Origin of the sequence: Streptomyces bicolor (assembly GCF_000719285.1) — a bacterium.
Classification (GTDB): domain Bacteria; phylum Actinomycetota; class Actinomycetes; order Streptomycetales; family Streptomycetaceae; genus Streptomyces; species Streptomyces bicolor.
This window is the reverse complement of record NZ_JOFS01000018.1, coordinates 129,556-145,177: the sequence shown is the minus strand read 5'-3', so window position 1 is coordinate 145,177 and position 15,622 is coordinate 129,556. Positions and strand designations below refer to the sequence as shown.

Here is a 15,622-nt window from a genome sequence, read left to right as displayed (position 1 = left end):
AACACCCTCTCCGGGCCCCCGTGGCCCCGCTTGCTCTCCCGGATCAGACACTCCGGACGCTACTCCGCCGCGATGGACGCCACCGCCGGCCCCACGATCCGCACATAGTCCTCCGTGGCCATCACCACGGACCGGTCCAGCCGCCCCGCGTTGAACGCGATCTCCTCGTGCGCCGCCAGGAAGTCCGCGTCCGCGACCACGGGCAGGCCCTCCCCGGAGAGCCACAGCGGCGGAATCGCGCCGACCGCGCAGCCGGTGAGCTGTTCGGCCAGTTCGGACGGGGCGAAGCCGCCCTTCTTGCCCTCGACGGCGGCCACGACCTTCTTCAGGTCCGCACGGCGGTCGCCCGCCAGGACGGCGAGCACCGCCGGGGAGTCGATCCCCTTCACCCGGCAGACGAGCGCCTTGGCCCCCTGGGACACCGTCGTACCCCGCACGGCCGACACCTCCTCCGACCGCCCCTCGGCCGCGTGCTCGACGACCCGGTAGCGGGCCTTCTCACGGTCGAGGATGTCGATGATCTGCTCGAACGGGCTCAACTACGGCCTCCCACGGGCTCTGCGGGCGTACGGCCACGGAGCGGTGCGGCGTAGCACCGCTCCAGCCGGCTGACGAAGGTGTCGACGAAGGACGGCGGCGCGTCGGTCCAGGACCGCCAGTCGCGCGTCGCCTCCGCAAGGTACGACATGCGCCGCACATGCTTCCAAGTCCCGTCACTCGAAGGCGACTTGAGGTCGACCGGAAGATGAGCGCGGAGCGCTTCGAGGTAGTCGGCGTAGACCCCGCTGCCGAAGTTCACCCGGGCCACCCCGTGCGCCGGCAGGGTGGCGAGGTCGACCCGGGAGAGCGAACTGCCGCCGTGCACGACCAGCCCCCGGCCGGTGCCCCGCAGGACACCCGTGAGGGCGCGGACCAGCCCGTGGTCGATCGCGGCGTAGCGGTGCTCGCGCGCGGGCTCGGTCGCGAACACCCCGTCCCACAGCTCGGCCTTGCGCCGCGACTTGGCCAGCCGCCGCTCCAGCCACTCCTTCTCCAGCACGTCCAGCAGCGGCCGCTGGAACACCGGCACCCGTGCCCGCGCCGCGCGCAGCACTCCGTCCACCCCGGTGTCCGCATCCGCCCCGCCGGCCTCCATCGCCTGCCGCGCCAGCGCCGCGACCAGCCGGTGCTCCGCCGAGTACGCCGGCAGCCCGGCATCGGTCAGCGCCCCCTCGACGCGCGCGCACGCCTCGGCGAAGGCGTGCAGGTCGTCTCCGACGGCACGGTCGTCCAGCAGACCGATCTCGGCCAGCGACCGGCGCGTGGCCGCGAAGCCGTAGTCGAAGCTGTGGAACTGCCCGATGTGCGCGCCGACGAAGTCCAGGTCGGTGTCCGCCACGAACCGCGTGAAGTCACCGGTGGTCGTCTTGGACCACTTGCGCAGCCCGGCGCTGTCGATGCAGCCGATCTCCCCCTCGACGAGGACGTCGTAGCGCCGCGCCAGTTCCGTGGCCGCGTTGGTGAACAGCACGTTCTGGTGGAGCGTGCGACCGGACCCGTCGACCATGACCGAGTCGAACCCGGCCTCGCACGCCGCGCGTACGACCTCGTAGTCGTCGGCGTGGTCGAGGTGCAGCCGAAGCCGGGAACCGAGGGCGGAGTTGAGCCGGTCGACATCCCGCTGCAGGGTCCGGAAGACCTCGGCGACGGCGGCGAGCGGCCCCCGGCCCCCGCTGTCCGCGACGAACAGCAGCGCCTCCTGGGGCGAGATCTCGCAGTAGACGTCCCGCCCGGTGCGCGCGGACAGCAGGGCGTACGGCAGCAGCATGGACGGATGCTTGACGTTGAAGTTCGGCACGGTGCCGCTCCACCGCTCCGGGCGCGTCCCGGCCGGCGCGGCCGGCAGCTCCGGACGCCGGTTGCGCAGCTCCCAGTGGACCTCCCGCCGTACCCGCCGCACTTCCTCGAGGAAGGCCGGCAGGTCGGTGTCACCGGGGGTGAGGGTGCGCACCAGCGGCCCGAGGGCCCGCGGATCCAGCGCCCTGGGGTCCTCCACCATGAACACCACGCCGAGCAGCGGGTCGTCGCGGCGCAGCGCCTCGATGCGCCGCGCCACCCAGGTCAACGCGGCCAGCCCGCTGACCGGCAGTTCCTCGCACACGAACGCCACCGACTGGGCGGCGAGCGTGTCGAGCACCCGCTCGGCCGTCAGCCGTTCGTCGGCGATGACGGTGCGCAGCCCCAACTCCTCCAGCAGCGGCCGGGCCCACTCCGTGTGCCACACCTCCGCGCTGATGACGGCGTGCGGCGCGTCGGTACGGCGCCGCAGGGCCGCACCCGGCAGTACTGCCGAAAGCGCGCTCACCGGAACACCTCCCCGAGCAGCCGGGCCGCGGCCGGCGAGTCGACGTAGGAGTCGAACGAGAAGGCGAGCCGGTCGAGCGGGAAGTGCTGGAGCAGGTCGGCCACTTCGGCGCGGACGGCGGCGGGCTCGGCACGGCGCAGCACGACCCTGGCCACCAGCCGGGCCACCTCGCGCATCTCCGCCTCGCGCAGCCCACGCCGGGTCATCGCCTGGACGCCGAGCCGCAGGCCGTGCAGGCCGTTGGCGCCGGGCACCTCGATGTTGGTGGTGCGGATGCCGGCCAGCGCCAGGTCGCCGAGCGAGAGCCGCAGCGCGTCGTTCGCGGACCCGGTGACGACGTGCACCTGGTGGGTCTCGGTGAACCCGAAGGACTCGCCGGAGACCCGCACCCCCTCCTCGTGCAGCCCACCCGCCAGGGCCGCCGCGTTGGCGAGGATCTGCCGCGCGTAGTCGTGGCCGTGGAGGGCGACCTCGGACAGCGCCACGTACATCGGCGCGATCAGTTCGGCGTGGGAGTTGCTCTGCATCTGCGGGCACACCCAGTCCGACACCGGCCGCAGCTTCGGATGGTCCGCGTCCCGGAAGGCGATGTACGCCTTCTGCGGACCGGCGATGGTCTTGTGCGTGTTGCCGTGTACGGCGTCGGCGCCGAGCAGGGTCGGCTGCGGCAGCACTCCGCCCGCGATCAGGGCACCGTCGTGGCTGGCGTCGTAGGCGAGGAAGACGCCCTCCGGCAGCGCGGCCCTGATCTGCGCCAGCGGCTGCCAGCGCAGTTTGAACGACTGGTCGAGGATGACGAGCTTGATCTCGGGGTGCTCGGCCACGAGCGTGGCCAGCCGGTCCACGTCGATGAGCAGGGTCCGGTCGACCATCGGCAGGTGGTACGTGTTGACGCCGGCCGCGGCGGCCAGCGACTCCAGGGCGAAGTGCCCGCCGTCCTTGTGCGCGAAGTGCACGAAGCCGTCACCGCGCCCGCACGTGCCCAGCAGTACGGCCTGTTCCGCCACCGATCCGCCGTTGGGCCGCCAGTCGAAGGTGGCCGCTTCGAAGAGCTGCCGGCCGATCCCGGTCAGCTTCCCCACCAGCGACGCGTTCGCGCCGGAGTCCGGGAACGCCCACTCGCCCGGCTCGGTGGGATACGGCGGGGCGAACTCGTAGAACCCGCCCTGCAGTCCGCTGCCGAGCATCCGCACCAGCTTGCTCGGGTAGTTCTCGCTGGCCGTGAGGCTCAGGTGCTGCTCACGGTAGCTGTTGTCGAGCACGAAGTCCGAGGCGAGCCGCTCCAGCAGCTGCTCCACCCGGCCGTCGGACCACGCCTCTGCGACATCACCGCTCGCGGCCTCTCCGACGTCACCGCTCGATGCCTCTTCGACGTCACCTCGTGCGGCCTCTTCGATGATCTCTTCGGCCTCTTCGACGACACGCATGAATCAACCCCCGCTTGCACAAACATTCGGCCGGAAATCCGGCCGGAAAACCACAGAGAAAACCAGGGAGAATGTCGACCGCGACAGGAGGGAAGGCCCCCACGCACCACACTGTGCGGGGCAATGGCCCGACGCGCCCTCCCCCGATCCGCCGGGGACCCTGCCCGGAGAGATCAGCACGTCAACGGCGCCGACTGTACACGTCAAAGATCAACTTGCGCGGTCGAAATCCAGCCGCCCTCCAGCCACCGAGAAACCCTGACGACCGGCACAGAACTCCCCCCGAAACACCACCTTCCGCCGAACTCGGCCTGGCCGAATCACGCTCTTGTGCGCGGCAAAACGAAAGGGCGGGTGTCCAATTCCGGACACCCGCCCCAAACTGCCGTATCAGGCCTACGGCGTGACCTTCTCGATCGTCACGCCGCCCACACCCGCGGTCGTCCCGCGCGTGTTCACCAGCCGTACCTCACCGAAGAGCTGCCGGCCCTCGGGCACGGCCCGCGCGACGGTGACGTTCGCCGACACCTTCGCGGTGTCCCCCGTGCCGAGCTTCACCGGCGACTCGTCGACGGTGACCGAGCCGAGCGCAGTGGAGAAGAACGCGTCCCGGTAGTCGAACTCGGTCGAGCCGGACGGCACCTCGAAGCCGACGACCTCGACGGTGTAGGTGCCGGCGGCCGGGTTCGCGATGGAGACGGACTCCTCGGAGTCACCGTCCGCGGACTGGCCGACGAGCTTGCCCCCGGCGTCGTACACCGACAGGTCGAGGTCGGAGCCCAGGTCGGAGACCTTGCCGATGGCGACGTCCAGCGACGTGGTGCCTTCGGGCACCTCGACGGTGCTGGTCTGCGTCTCACCGCCCTTGATGGTCGGCCGCGCGGTCTTCGACGAGCCGAGCGCACCGCCCTTGAGGGTGCCCTCCACGGCCTCCATCTTGTTGGTCACCGTCCAGGAGGCGGCGACCGGCGTGCCGACCTTGGCCTCCGGAACGGTCACGGACGCCGGGTCGAAGGACGCGCCGTACACGGTGGCGTTCAGCTTGTACGGGTTGTCCAGCAGGGCCGACGTACGGCGCGAGTCGACCTCGATCTCCCAGACGCCGGGCAGCGGGTCCACGTACCGGGCGATGTCCGTCGTCTTCACGTCGTCGTCGGCGACCTGGGTGCCGTACGGGCTGATCGCGCTGAACACCGTCCGGCTGCCCTCCTTCAGACCGCCCAGCGTGACCTGGAGCGACTTGGTGCCCTCCGGGACAGTCACGAAGTACGACTTGAAGTTGTTGCGCTGCACCGAGCCGGAGGCGGTGAAGGTGTGCTTCACCGGCGTGGAGACCACGACGGTGTTGAGGATCTGCTTGTCGACGCCCACGGTCCGCGGGTCGTCGGCGACCAGGATCGCGCTCTTGATGCCCGCGTGCTTGGGCGCGGCCTGGACCTTGACGGTCACCGCCTTGTTCAGCGGCAGGTCGACCACCTTCGGGCCGACGATCGAGAAGGTGCGGGCCTTGTTGTTCGCCAGACGGAGGACGTGCGGCAGCGACCCGGACGGGCCGGACGTACGGGTGATGGTGACGTCGTACCACTTCTTCTGGCCGGCCTTCAGACCGCCCTCGCGGTCGTAGACGCCCGTGCCGAAGCCCGGGGTCTTCAGCGCCTGGTCGAGCGCGGTGTCGACCGGGGCCTTGACGGCGTAGTCGTGGGCGGTGGCGCCCGCCTTGATCGCCTTCCAGGCGTCGGGGATGTCGATGAGGCCGGCACCCTCCTCGTAGGCCTGAAGTCCCTCGATGTGCTTGGCGGTCGAGGTGAGCGCGGTGCGCAGCTTCTGCGGCGTGAGGGCGATGCCCTTCTGCTTCGCGGCGCTCAGCAGCAGCGCGCTCGCGCCCGCGGCCTGCGGGGACGCCATCGAGGTGCCGTTGTACATGGCGTAGCCGGCCGGCAGCTTCCAGCCCGCCTCGGCGATCGGCGCGCCGGGCATCCAGGCCGGGATCGGGCTGACCGCGGCGCCGGGGGCGACGACGGTCGGAGTGAAGCCGCCGTCCTCACGCGGGCCGCGCGAGGAGAAGTTGAACAGCTGGTACTTGTTCTCGACGCCGGTGCCGTAGTTGGCGGCGAAGGTCTCCTTGGAGACACCGGCGCCGACCGAGACGACCTTGTCGGCCAGGCCCGGGTCGCCGATGGTGTTGGCGCCGGGACCGGAGTTGCCCGCCGAGATCACCAGCTGCACGCCGTACGTGTCGATGAGCCGCGTGTACAGCTCGGCGCGGGCGTTGTTGCCGTCGTTCAGCGGGGGCAGGCCGCCGATGGACATGTTGATGACGTCGACGCCGCGGTTGACGACGAGGTCGATCATGCCCTCGGTGAGCGCGACGTTGGAGCAGCCGGGGCCGAAGACGCAGGCCCGCGAGGACACGATCTTCGCGCCGGGGGCGGCGCCGTTCATGTGCTTGCTGCCGAGCATGCCGTTGGCGGCGGTGATGCCGGCCACGTGGCTGCCGTGCGCGCCGGCGGTGAGGCCGACGTTGACGAAGTCGGCCTTCTTGCCGACCCAGTCGCCGCCCAGCGGGTCCATCGGGACGTCCTTGCGGACCTCCACGACGAAGTCCTGGGACTCGGGGATATCGGTGGCCGGGTCGTCCGTGCCGAAGTGGCCGACCTGGTGGCCGTCCTTGTACGGCTTCATCGGGGTGTCGTCGGTGAAGTCGCCGTTGTCGTCGACGTCGACGGTGACCGTGCCGGCGGCCGGGTCGTACAGGACACCCCAGTCGTCGGTCTTGTCGCCGTCGCGGTTGACGTCACCGTCGGCGTCGCCGTCCTTGGCCTCGCCCTGATTGGTGACGGCCTCACGGAAGGTGCTGATCAGGTAGGAGCCCTCGGGCGCCTTCCAGCTCTTGCCGCCGAAGGTGAAGGACGGCCCGGAGACGGAGGTGGTCATCGCCCGCCAGGTGCCGTCGCCGTCGACGATCGGGTCGGTGGCGGTCACCCAGTCGACGATCTTGCGCTCGCCGGTCGTCGTCTTCTGCAGCGCCGGGCTCGCGAGGTCGACACCGGTGTCGAGGACACCGATCGTCACGCCGCGCCCGTCCGCCTTCGGGTTCTTCTTCACGAAGTCGACGGCGCCCGTCTCGAAGGACGGGTTGTACGGGTTCTTCGCGGGGGTGTTCTCGTCCGGGCCGGGGTAAGTGGCCGCGGAGGCGCTCGACTTGGTGCCGCCGTCGAGGCTCGGCTCCTCCAGGGGTATCTCGTCCCGCAGGTCGATGGCCTGCACGGAGGAGAGCTTCGCGGCGGCCGCGATGGCCGAGTCCGCCTTGCCGGTCGGCACGGTGGCCCGTACGTAGCCCAGCTTGTCGTAGGTACGGCCCACGGAGCCGCCCTTGATCGCGTCCAGCTCCGCGGCGACCTTCTCGGTCTGGCCGGGTGCGGTGGCGATCATCATCGTGACGGTCTTGTCGCGCTGTGCCTTGGCCTCCGCGAGGAGGTCGGCGTCGTCCGAACCGAGCTTGTCGTGGGCGGACTTGACGCCGGGGTCGGCCGCGGGAGCCTGCTGGCCGTCCGCGGCGAGGGCGAGGGGTATGGGCCCGGCCGCGGAGAGGGCGGCGACGAGGCCTGCGGCCACGGCGATACGGGCGATGCGTTTCGCGCCCGATATCGGGGCCGGGTGGGGGGTGGTGGGCATGGTGATCCCTGGTGCTGAAGGAATGTAGACGTCGGCGGCCGGATCGAGCACCTTCGACCGCCGCGGTCCGGAATGTGATCCCGGATGATCGCCTAGCTTCCCTCAAGGGACCGATTTCTGTTGATAGTTCATGGAGAGGAGATCGCGGACTGGCGTATATCCGCCATACGCCACTGGGGACTTAACGGACCAGGCTGTGACATTCCTGTGAGGCGGCAGGGGCTGGCGGGTGCGATGGAATCGCTGTGACTGATGAGCGGCTGTGACTGGTGAGTGGCTGTGACTGATGGGTGACAGCCCCCGCCCTCCGGTTGCCGTCAGGTGGCCGGCTTCACGGCCCGGACGATGGCGGAGTGCATGCCGTCGGCGACGGCGTGCGTGGGCGTGATCTCTACGTCCGTGAACCCCGCGGCCTGCAGCCCCTCCCGGTACTCCGCGAAGGAGAGCGCGCCGGCGATACAGCCGACGTAGTCGCCGCGCTCGCCCCGCTGGGCGGGGGTGAGGGTGTCGTCGGCGACGACATCGGTGACGCCGATCCGTCCGCCGGGCCTGAGCACGCGGAAGGCCTCGGCGAAGACGGCAGGCTTGTCGACGGACAGATTGATGACGCAGTTGGAGATCACGACGTCGATGGTGTTCGCGGGCAGGGGGATCGCCTCGATGGCGCCCTTGAGGAACTCGACGTTGGCGACTCCCGCCTTCGCCGCGTTGGCGAGGGCCAGGGCGAGCATCTCCTCGGTCATGTCCAGCCCGTACGCCTTGCCGGTCGGGCCGACCCGGCGGGCGGAGAGCAGGACGTCGATGCCGCCGCCGGAGCCCAGGTCGAGAACGCGCTCGCCCTCGCGCAGTTCGGCCACGGCGGTGGGGTTGCCGCAGCCGAGGGAGGCGGCGAGGGCTTCGGCGGGGAGGGTGTCGCGGTCGGCGGCGGCGTACAGCGTGGAGCCGAAGTTCTCGTCGACCTCGAGGGGCTCGGGTCCGCGACCGTCGGCTCCGCAGCAGTCCGAGCCGCAGCAGGCGGCGCCGCCTTCGGTGACCTTCAGGGCTGCGGCGGCGTACCGCCGGCGGACGGTTTCACGCAGGTGGGTGGACTGCTCGCTCATGACTCACTCCTGGATGCGCGTTCGGCTTGCATTGACGTTCTTCTATGCAACCTTGCGCCTTGCATAGAAGGATGTCAACATAGAAGTATGTCGAAACAAGAGCTGGAGGTGCTCGGCCAGGAAGCGGCCGACGCCTGCTGCGCGGGCCTGGCCTCCGCACCCCTGGACGATGACCGGGCCACCGAGCTGGCGAAACTGTTCAAGGCCCTGGGCGACCCGGTGCGGCTGCGCCTGCTGTCGATGATCGCCTCACGGGACGGCGGCGAGGTCTGCGTGTGCGAGCTGACCCCGGCCTTCGAGCTGTCCCAGCCGACGATCTCCCACCACCTCAAGCTCCTCCGTCAGGCAGGGCTCATCGACTGCGAGCGGCGGGGTACGTGGGTCTACTACTGGGTGCTGCCCGACACCCTCGACCGGCTCGCACAGTTCCTGAGGACTCCGCAGTCCGCCGGAGCGCCCGCGTGAGCGCGTCGCTGGCCCGGCGCGTGGCAGCCGAGGCCGTCGGCTCGGCGGCGCTGGTCGCGGTGGTGGTCGGCTCCGGCATCCAGGCCACCGAGCTGTCCCGTGACGTCGGAGTGCAGCTGCTCGCCAACTCGCTGGCCACCGTCTTCGGCCTGGGCGTGCTCATCACGCTGCTCGGCCCGGTCTCCGGCGCCCATTTCAATCCGGTCGTCACACTCGCCGTCTGGTTCAGCGGACGCCGGGGCGGGGACGGGCCGACTGGGCGGGACGTGGCCGCGTACGTTCCCGCCCAGGTCGCGGGCGCGGTCACCGGTGCGCTGCTGGCCGACGCCATGTTCGGCAGACCGCTGGTCCATCTGTCCACCCACGACCGCTCGGCCGGTCACCTGTGGCTCGGCGAGGTGGTCGCCACGGCCGGCCTGGTCCTCCTCGTCCTCGGCCTGCCCAGGGTCGGCCGCGCCGCACTCGCTCCAGTCGCGGTGGCGTCGTACATCGGCGCCGCGTACTGGTTCACGTCGTCCACCTCCTTCGCCAACCCGGCGGTGACGGCCGGCCGTGCCTTCACCGACTCGTTCGCGGGGATCGCGCCGGCCTCGGTCGGCGGCTTCGTGGCGGCGCAGTTGGTGGGCGGCGCACTCGGACTGGCGCTGGTGGCGGGGGTGTTCGGACGCGAGAAGGCGGCCGTACGCCCGGAGCCCTCCCCGGTCCGGGAGGCGCTGGAGGCCACCACCCCCACACTGCCCTGACCCACCCCCACCCCCCGACTGGCTCACCAGAACAGGTCACCGACATGAGCACCCGCACCCCCGCCGAACGCCCGTCCGTCCTCTTCGTCTGCGTCCACAACGCCGGCCGCTCCCAGATGGCCGCCGCCTTCCTCACGCATCTCGCCGGTGACGCGGTAGAGGTCAGGTCGGCCGGCTCGGCGCCCGCCGACACGGTGAACCCCGCGGTGGTGGCGGCGATGAGCGAAGCGGGTATCGACATCTCGGCCGAGACCCCGAAGATCCTGACCACCGAGGCGGTCCAGGCCTCGGACGTGGTGATCACGATGGGCTGCGGCGACACCTGCCCGGTCTTCCCCGGCAAGACCTACCTGGACTGGACCCTGGACGACCCGGCAGGTCAGGGCGTGGACGCCGTACGGCCGATCCGCGACGAGATCGAGCGCCGGGTCCGCGCACTGCTGACCGACCTCGACGTGCCCGCCGGCAAGACCCCCTGAGCTCGGGTCACCCCAACCGCACGCGGGGTGCGTTGATGGCTTCTCCATCACGGCCTGGGCGTCGACCCCGGCCCCACGCCACCCACCGGGTCCCCGGAGTCATCCGGTCCCGCCTGGTCGGCCACCGACTCGACGACATCCAGGAGCCGGTCCAGCAGGGGAGTGGCGGTGCGTCGGTGGTAGGCCAGGGCGATGTCCACGGTGGGGACGGGGGCGGTCAGCCGACGTAGGCGCACCCCGGGTATCCGGAGCGCACGCGCTCGCCCCTCGGGCACCGGCGCGATTCCTGCACCCGTGGCCACCGCGAGGAGAAGCTGCTCGTCGTCGGGTTCCTCGCGGACGATGCGCGGGCCGCCATGGGGCCACAGCTGCTGGGTGATCCGGTCGTGCATGCCCGGGCCGTTCTCGCGCGGCCACAGGATCACCGGTTCCGAGGCGATGCGGTGGCGGGGGATCCGGCGTTCGCCGGCGAGCGGGTGGTCGGCGGGGACGGCCAGGAGGAGTTCTTCCCGGGCGATCAGACGGCACTGTATGCCCGGTGTGTCCAGTGGAGGGCGGACGAAGGCCGCGTCCAGCCGGCCGGCGAGCAGTTCGCTGACGTTGTGTGCCGTCCATCCCGTCTGCGGGACGAGGTCGATATCCGGGTTGCGTGCGCGGAACTGCGCGACGAGGGCGTCGACGACACCCCCACGGGCGGAGCGTGTGTAGGCCAGGCGCAGTTGCCCCCGCCGCCCGTCGCGTGCCGCACGGATCCGCTCCTGCGCCGCGGCCGCGTGGGCCAGCAGTTCGACGGCTTCACGCGCCACGACCGTACCCACGGCGGTCAGGGCGCAGCCACGACTGGTCCGGTCGAGCAGCCGGGCACCGATGTCCCGTTCCAGCGCCTTGATCTGCTGGCTCAGCGCGGGCTGGGCGATGTGCAGCCTGTGCGCGGCCCGGGTGAAGTTCAACTCCTCGGCCAGTACCGCGAAGTACCGCAGCCGTCGCAGGTCCATCCACCGACTATAGGCGCTTCCATAAGCGCTTCTTATGGCATCGAGCAGGACTGGTCTTGGACGGTCCGTCAGCCCGGGCTGTGCACTGGGCAGTACGCGAATCCGCGAGGTCCACGAGGTCATCCGCGAGGTTTTCCACGAGGTCAGGACGGTGGTGCCGAGATGTTCGATGTGACGGTCGTCGGTGGCGGGGTCATCGGGCTCACCAGCGCGCTGCGGTTGCAACAGGCGGGCGCCCGGGTCGCCTTGGTCACGGCCGAGCCGCCGGGCTCGACCACCTCGTCGGTCGCGGCGGCCGTCTGGTACCCGACCCGGACACCGGGCCAACCGCGGGTACTGGACTGGGCCACCCGAACCTTCGACGAACTCGCGCGCCAAGCGGCCGACGGTGTCCCCGGGGTGGTGATGCGCCCGACCAGGATGCTGCTGCGGGCCGAACCTCCCGCCGTTCGGTGGTGGACGACGGCCGTCCCCGACGTACGTCGGCTGAGGGCGGACGAGATACGGGCGCCCTACACCGCCGGTCTGGCGTTCACCGTGCCGTCCGTGGAGATGCCCCGCTACCTGCCGTGGCTGCAGGAGCAGTTCACCGCGGCGGGCGGCACGCTGGTGCTGCGCCGGATCGACCGCCTGGACCAGGCGACCGCGTGGGCACCGGTGGTCGTCAACGCCACCGGCCTGGGCGCCCGCGCGCTGTGCGGTGATGCGCGGCTGCGGCCGGTCAGGGGCCAGCTGCTCCTCGTCGGCAACCCCGGCCTGCACGTCTCCCTGCGGGACGAGGACGACACGGACGGCTACACCTACATCCACCCCCGCAGCACCGATGTCGTCCTGGGAGGCACGTTCGAGGACGACCGGTGGGACACCGCGCCCTGCCCGGACACCGCCCAGGCGATCCTGCGCCGCTGCACCGCCCTGCAGCCGGAACTCGCCGACGCCCCGGTCATCGGGCACGTGGTGGGGCTACGGCCGCACCGAAACGGCGGGATCCGGCTGGAAGCCGACCCGCACGTCCCGGACGGGGGGACACGGCTGGTCCACAACTACGGGCACGGCGGCGCCGGCGTCACCCTGGCCTGGGGCTGCGCCGATGCCGCCACCGCCCTCGCACTCGGCGGCGACCGCTGATGCCCCGCCGCCGACCTACCGACGAGAACGCCGGCCCCACCGCGTCAGCGGAGCAGCTCCAGCGCACCCTGGACAGCCTCTACGACCAGGCCAGTGTGCTGGGCCACGGCCTCCTCGCACTGCGCCGCGCAAACGCCACCGAATCCGTCGCCCGAAGCATCGCTCACCAGATCCTTCACCTGGCCACGCGCGGCGTGGTCCGAGTGCCCGACGACCGCACAATCCACCGGTCCACCGACCCCAGCCCGGAGAACCTCCGTCCGGACGAACGGCTTCTCCTCCGACTGCTGTTCACCGACAGGGTCGACGGCACCCCTGTCCGGACGGCCTCGTTCGCCGCGGAATACAAGGGCGATCACCAAGTCGCCACCTGGGCTCATCTGGTCCGCCCGGTCAGAAGGTCGGCCGACGAGGAGTTGCGGCGAGCCGGATGGGCTCGGACCCGGCCGGTCTCGGCCAGGGGCTGCATGCGGGCCCTGGGCGTCCTGAGCTTCTACCCCGGGCTCTCCGGCACGCTTGTGCTGGCCCAGACAGCGGGCGCGATCTCCCCGGCGGCCGGCATCGGCCTGGCCTACGGCACCGTAGCGGGAGCCGGCCTGGCCTGGGTCGCGCCGTCGATCGACTGGTTCCTCACCGGGGAGGGCCGACGAGTGCGCGACGCGGCCCGCGCGTACGCCGACCGACTGCGAGAGCTCCTGGCCCACGACGACCCGTTGCCGCCGGACCAGGCCTCGCTCACGTTCTACGAGCAGGCGCTGCCCTTCGCGATGCTGCACGGATTCGGCTCCGAGTGGGAAGAGCGCCTGCGCGAGCACTACGCCCTCGACACCACCCGCCACACGGCCCTTCTCGACGATCCCCCGCCCCATGGGCTCGCCGCCCTTGCCCACGCGATCGTCGGCACCATCGCTCCCCTTCGGCCACCGGGCGCGGACAGCGGAGGCGGCGGGGGTGGGTGAGACAGCGTCCGGTCACAGCTGTCGCCCTGGCCGAGCATGCGACCAGGGCGACAGAACTACGCGCCGGGAAACTCCGCGGGGGCGTTCACGGACTTCACGACCAGCTACGGCGACCGCGAATCGCTCTCCATGTACGACGCGATCATGACGGCCCGCTTCTGTGCAGGCGTGGACTGCTTCGCCAGCGTGTACGCATAGCACCGAACGGCAGCGCCGATTCCTGCGATCGACGCCCCCTTGGCCAGAGCCTTGGCAAAACCTGCCGCGCCAGTGCCAACCTGACAAAACTGGAAGAAGGAGAGGTACGTCCCAGATGGACTTCGTCCTGACCGACATGGAACCGCTCTTCGAACAGTGCCTCGGCGAACTGGCCGTGACCCTCGGCCTGACCACGGAGTCCTGACACTTGAAAACGAAGCAGCGCCCGACCCGACCGAAGCCGACTCAGGCGCTGCACAGCAGGTCAGAGGGTGTATCCCCGTCACCCGCACCGTAGGCCCTGTGGGACTCGAACCCACAACCAATGGATTAAAAGTCCACTGCTCTGCCAATTGAGCTAAGGGCCCAGGCGATGTTGCCACCCCGAGCATAGCCGGACCCGGCCGTGTCTCCGATCGGGTATCGGGGTCACGGCCGCGTCGGCGGCTACGAACGGGTGCGGACAGCGGTCACGTACCGCGCCGGAGCGAGCGCTCACGAGCGAGCCCTAACGCGCCCGGTGCCACGAAATTACGGCGCACCGGAGCCCTAGGGATCAACCGGTTCGGGCGCCCCCGCCCGCCTCGCCTCCCGCGCGGCCGTCCGCTCATGCTCGGGATTGAGGAACCAGTGCCGGGCCGAGACCGCCCACCACACCGCCGCGAACCCGAGAACCACCAGCACGGCGACCGGGGCGTAGTTGAAGGTCTCCCAGGTCACCGGGGACACCTGCGGCAGCATGAACAGCACGGTGATCACGCCGACCCACACCACCGCCACCACGCCCACGGCCGCCGACCAGCGCCCCAGGTGCCACGGCCCCCGCTCGAAGGCCTCCCCCTTGCGCAGTCGCAGCAGCGTCGGGATGACGTATGCGATGTACAGGCCGATCACCGCGATCGAGGTCACCGCCGCGTACGCCGTCAGGTTGATCAAGTACGGCAGTCCGAGGACCAGCGCCCCGCCCGCCGCCAGCCACACCGCCGCCACCGGCGTCCGCGTCCGCGGGCTGACCGTGTGCCACACGTGGGAGAAGGGAAGCGCCCCGTCCCTCGAAAAGGCATAGATCATGCGGCTGTTGGCCGTCACGGACGCCATCCCGCAGAACAGCTGCGCGCCGATCACCACCAGCAACAGCAGCTTGCCGGCCGTCGCCCCCAGCGCGTCCAGCAGGATCTGCGCGGGCGGTGCGCCCGTCGGTGAGGTGAGCGCACCCTCGTACGACTGGATCGCGAACGTGAAGCCGAGCAGCAGCACGAACCCCGCGATCCACGACGTCCAGATCGACCGCACGATGCCCTTCGGGCCCGCCGTCGACGCGTCGTGCGTCTCCTCCGTCATATGGGCCGAGGCGTCGTACCCGGTGAACGTGTACTGAGCCATCAGCAGCCCCAGCAGCACCACATACACCCCGCTGCCCCAGCCCGTGTTGTTCACGAACTCGCCGAACACGAAGGACGCGGACTGGTGCTCGTCCGGTACGAAGGTCAGCGCCCCGACGATCACCGCCACGCCCAGCACGTGCCACCACACGCTGGTGCTGTTGAGCAGGGCCACGATGCGGACGCCGAAGGTGTTGAGGAGGCCGTGCAGAATCAGGATTCCCGCGAAGAGCAGGATCGTCCGCCCCGGCGTCACCTCGAAGCCGAACTGCAGATTCAGGTACGCGCCCAGGAAGGACGCGGCCCCGAAGTCGATGCCGGCCGTCACCGCCACCTGGCCCAGCACGTTGAACCACCCCGTGAACCACGCCCAGGCGGCGGCCGTGCGGGGTGGCGCGAGCCGGTGCGCCCAGAAGTACAGGCCGGCGGATGTCGGGTACGCCGAACAGATCTCCGCCATCGACAGACCGACGAACAACGTCATCAGCCCTACGGCGACCCAGCCCCAGGTGATCACGGCCGGGCCGCCGGTGTTCATGCCGAACAGATACAGGGTCAGACAGCCCGACAGGACCGAAATGATCGTGAAGGAGACCGCGTAGTTGGAGAACGCCGACATGCGGCGGGCGAGAACCTGCGTGTAGCCGAGCTGGGCCAGCCGCTCTTCGTCCGAGATCCCCCCGGAAGACCGCCCACTCGCCATGGCGTCATCTGTCATGTCCCCAGC

Annotated in this window: 13 protein-coding genes and 1 tRNA gene; 6 read left to right on the top strand and 8 right to left on the bottom strand. The window is 70.6% G+C overall.

All coding sequences use genetic code 11. The annotated features are described in order from the left end of the window. Positions 1 to 59: 59 nt before the first annotated feature. From IF78_RS0124105 to arsM, 5 genes are all read right to left on the bottom strand, one after another. Positions 60 to 539, bottom strand: a complete 480-nt coding sequence (locus IF78_RS0124105) for a YbaK/EbsC family protein (RefSeq protein ID WP_031484446.1) — start codon at positions 537 to 539, stop codon at positions 60 to 62. Continuing rightward, positions 536 to 2,344, bottom strand: coding sequence for a class II fructose-bisphosphate aldolase (locus IF78_RS45105; RefSeq protein ID WP_031484445.1), 1,809 nt, complete (start codon positions 2,342 to 2,344; stop codon positions 536 to 538). Before IF78_RS45105 ends, IF78_RS0124105 begins: the two co-directional genes overlap by 4 nt. Next, positions 2,341 to 3,771: a PLP-dependent aminotransferase family protein gene (locus IF78_RS0124095; RefSeq protein WP_031484444.1), complete on the bottom strand. Its 1,431-nt coding sequence runs from the start codon at positions 3,769 to 3,771 to the stop codon at positions 2,341 to 2,343. Before IF78_RS0124095 ends, IF78_RS45105 begins: the two co-directional genes overlap by 4 nt. A 396-nt stretch (positions 3,772 to 4,167) precedes the next feature. Beyond that, entirely contained in the window at positions 4,168 to 7,446 is a 3,279-nt protein-coding gene (locus IF78_RS0124090) for a S8 family serine peptidase (RefSeq protein WP_031484443.1), read from the bottom strand. A gap of 317 nt (positions 7,447 to 7,763) precedes the next feature. Further along, the gene (gene arsM, locus IF78_RS0124085) at positions 7,764 to 8,546 is read right to left on the bottom strand and encodes an arsenite methyltransferase (protein ID WP_031484442.1); all 783 of its coding nucleotides are present in this window, start codon (positions 8,544 to 8,546) and stop codon (positions 7,764 to 7,766) included. Between the two features lie 87 nt (positions 8,547 to 8,633). Between arsM and IF78_RS0124080 the strand changes: the two genes are divergently transcribed. From IF78_RS0124080 to IF78_RS0124070, 3 genes are read left to right on the top strand one after another with little or no spacing between them, the layout of a single operon-like run. Continuing rightward, positions 8,634 to 9,011 (top strand): ArsR/SmtB family transcription factor, encoded by a 378-nt coding sequence (locus tag IF78_RS0124080; protein ID WP_031484441.1) that lies wholly within the window; start codon positions 8,634 to 8,636, stop codon positions 9,009 to 9,011. Beyond that, on the top strand, positions 9,008 to 9,754 hold the full coding sequence (locus tag IF78_RS0124075; protein WP_167348326.1) for an aquaporin: 747 nt from the start codon (positions 9,008 to 9,010) through the stop codon (positions 9,752 to 9,754). Before IF78_RS0124080 ends, IF78_RS0124075 begins: the two co-directional genes overlap by 4 nt. Before the next feature lie 44 nt (positions 9,755 to 9,798). Next, on the top strand, positions 9,799 to 10,233 hold the full coding sequence (locus IF78_RS0124070; RefSeq protein WP_031484439.1) for an arsenate reductase ArsC: 435 nt from the start codon (positions 9,799 to 9,801) through the stop codon (positions 10,231 to 10,233). Between the two features lie 47 nt (positions 10,234 to 10,280). Here the strand turns inward: IF78_RS0124070 and IF78_RS0124065 are convergent, their stop codons facing one another. Then, a complete protein-coding gene (locus IF78_RS0124065) occupies positions 10,281 to 11,228 on the bottom strand; it encodes a LysR family transcriptional regulator (RefSeq protein ID WP_051828132.1) in 948 nt (315 codons plus the stop codon). Between the two features lie 162 nt (positions 11,229 to 11,390). On the opposite strand from IF78_RS0124065, the gene IF78_RS0124060 reads away from it, so the two are divergent. The 3 genes from IF78_RS0124060 to IF78_RS48530 are packed head-to-tail and all read left to right on the top strand — an operon-like array spanning position 11,391 to position 13,513. Continuing rightward, positions 11,391 to 12,356, top strand: a complete 966-nt coding sequence (locus IF78_RS0124060) for an FAD-dependent oxidoreductase (RefSeq protein WP_031484435.1) — start codon at positions 11,391 to 11,393, stop codon at positions 12,354 to 12,356. Continuing rightward, positions 12,356 to 13,315: a DUF2207 family protein gene (locus tag IF78_RS0124055; RefSeq protein WP_031484433.1), complete on the top strand. Its 960-nt coding sequence runs from the start codon at positions 12,356 to 12,358 to the stop codon at positions 13,313 to 13,315. The genes IF78_RS0124060 and IF78_RS0124055 overlap by 1 nt, the downstream gene beginning before the upstream one ends. A 36-nt stretch (positions 13,316 to 13,351) precedes the next feature. Beyond that, entirely contained in the window at positions 13,352 to 13,513 is a 162-nt protein-coding gene (locus tag IF78_RS48530) for a hypothetical protein (protein ID WP_158751487.1), read from the top strand. A 295-nt stretch (positions 13,514 to 13,808) separates the two neighbouring features. On the opposite strand, the gene IF78_RS0124040 is transcribed toward IF78_RS48530, so the two are convergent. Next, positions 13,809 to 13,881 (bottom strand) — tRNA-Lys (locus tag IF78_RS0124040). A 181-nt stretch (positions 13,882 to 14,062) separates the two neighbouring features. Further along, the gene (locus tag IF78_RS0124035) at positions 14,063 to 15,613 is read right to left on the bottom strand and encodes an amino acid permease (protein ID WP_031484431.1); all 1,551 of its coding nucleotides are present in this window, start codon (positions 15,611 to 15,613) and stop codon (positions 14,063 to 14,065) included. Positions 15,614 to 15,622 lie beyond the last annotated feature (9 nt).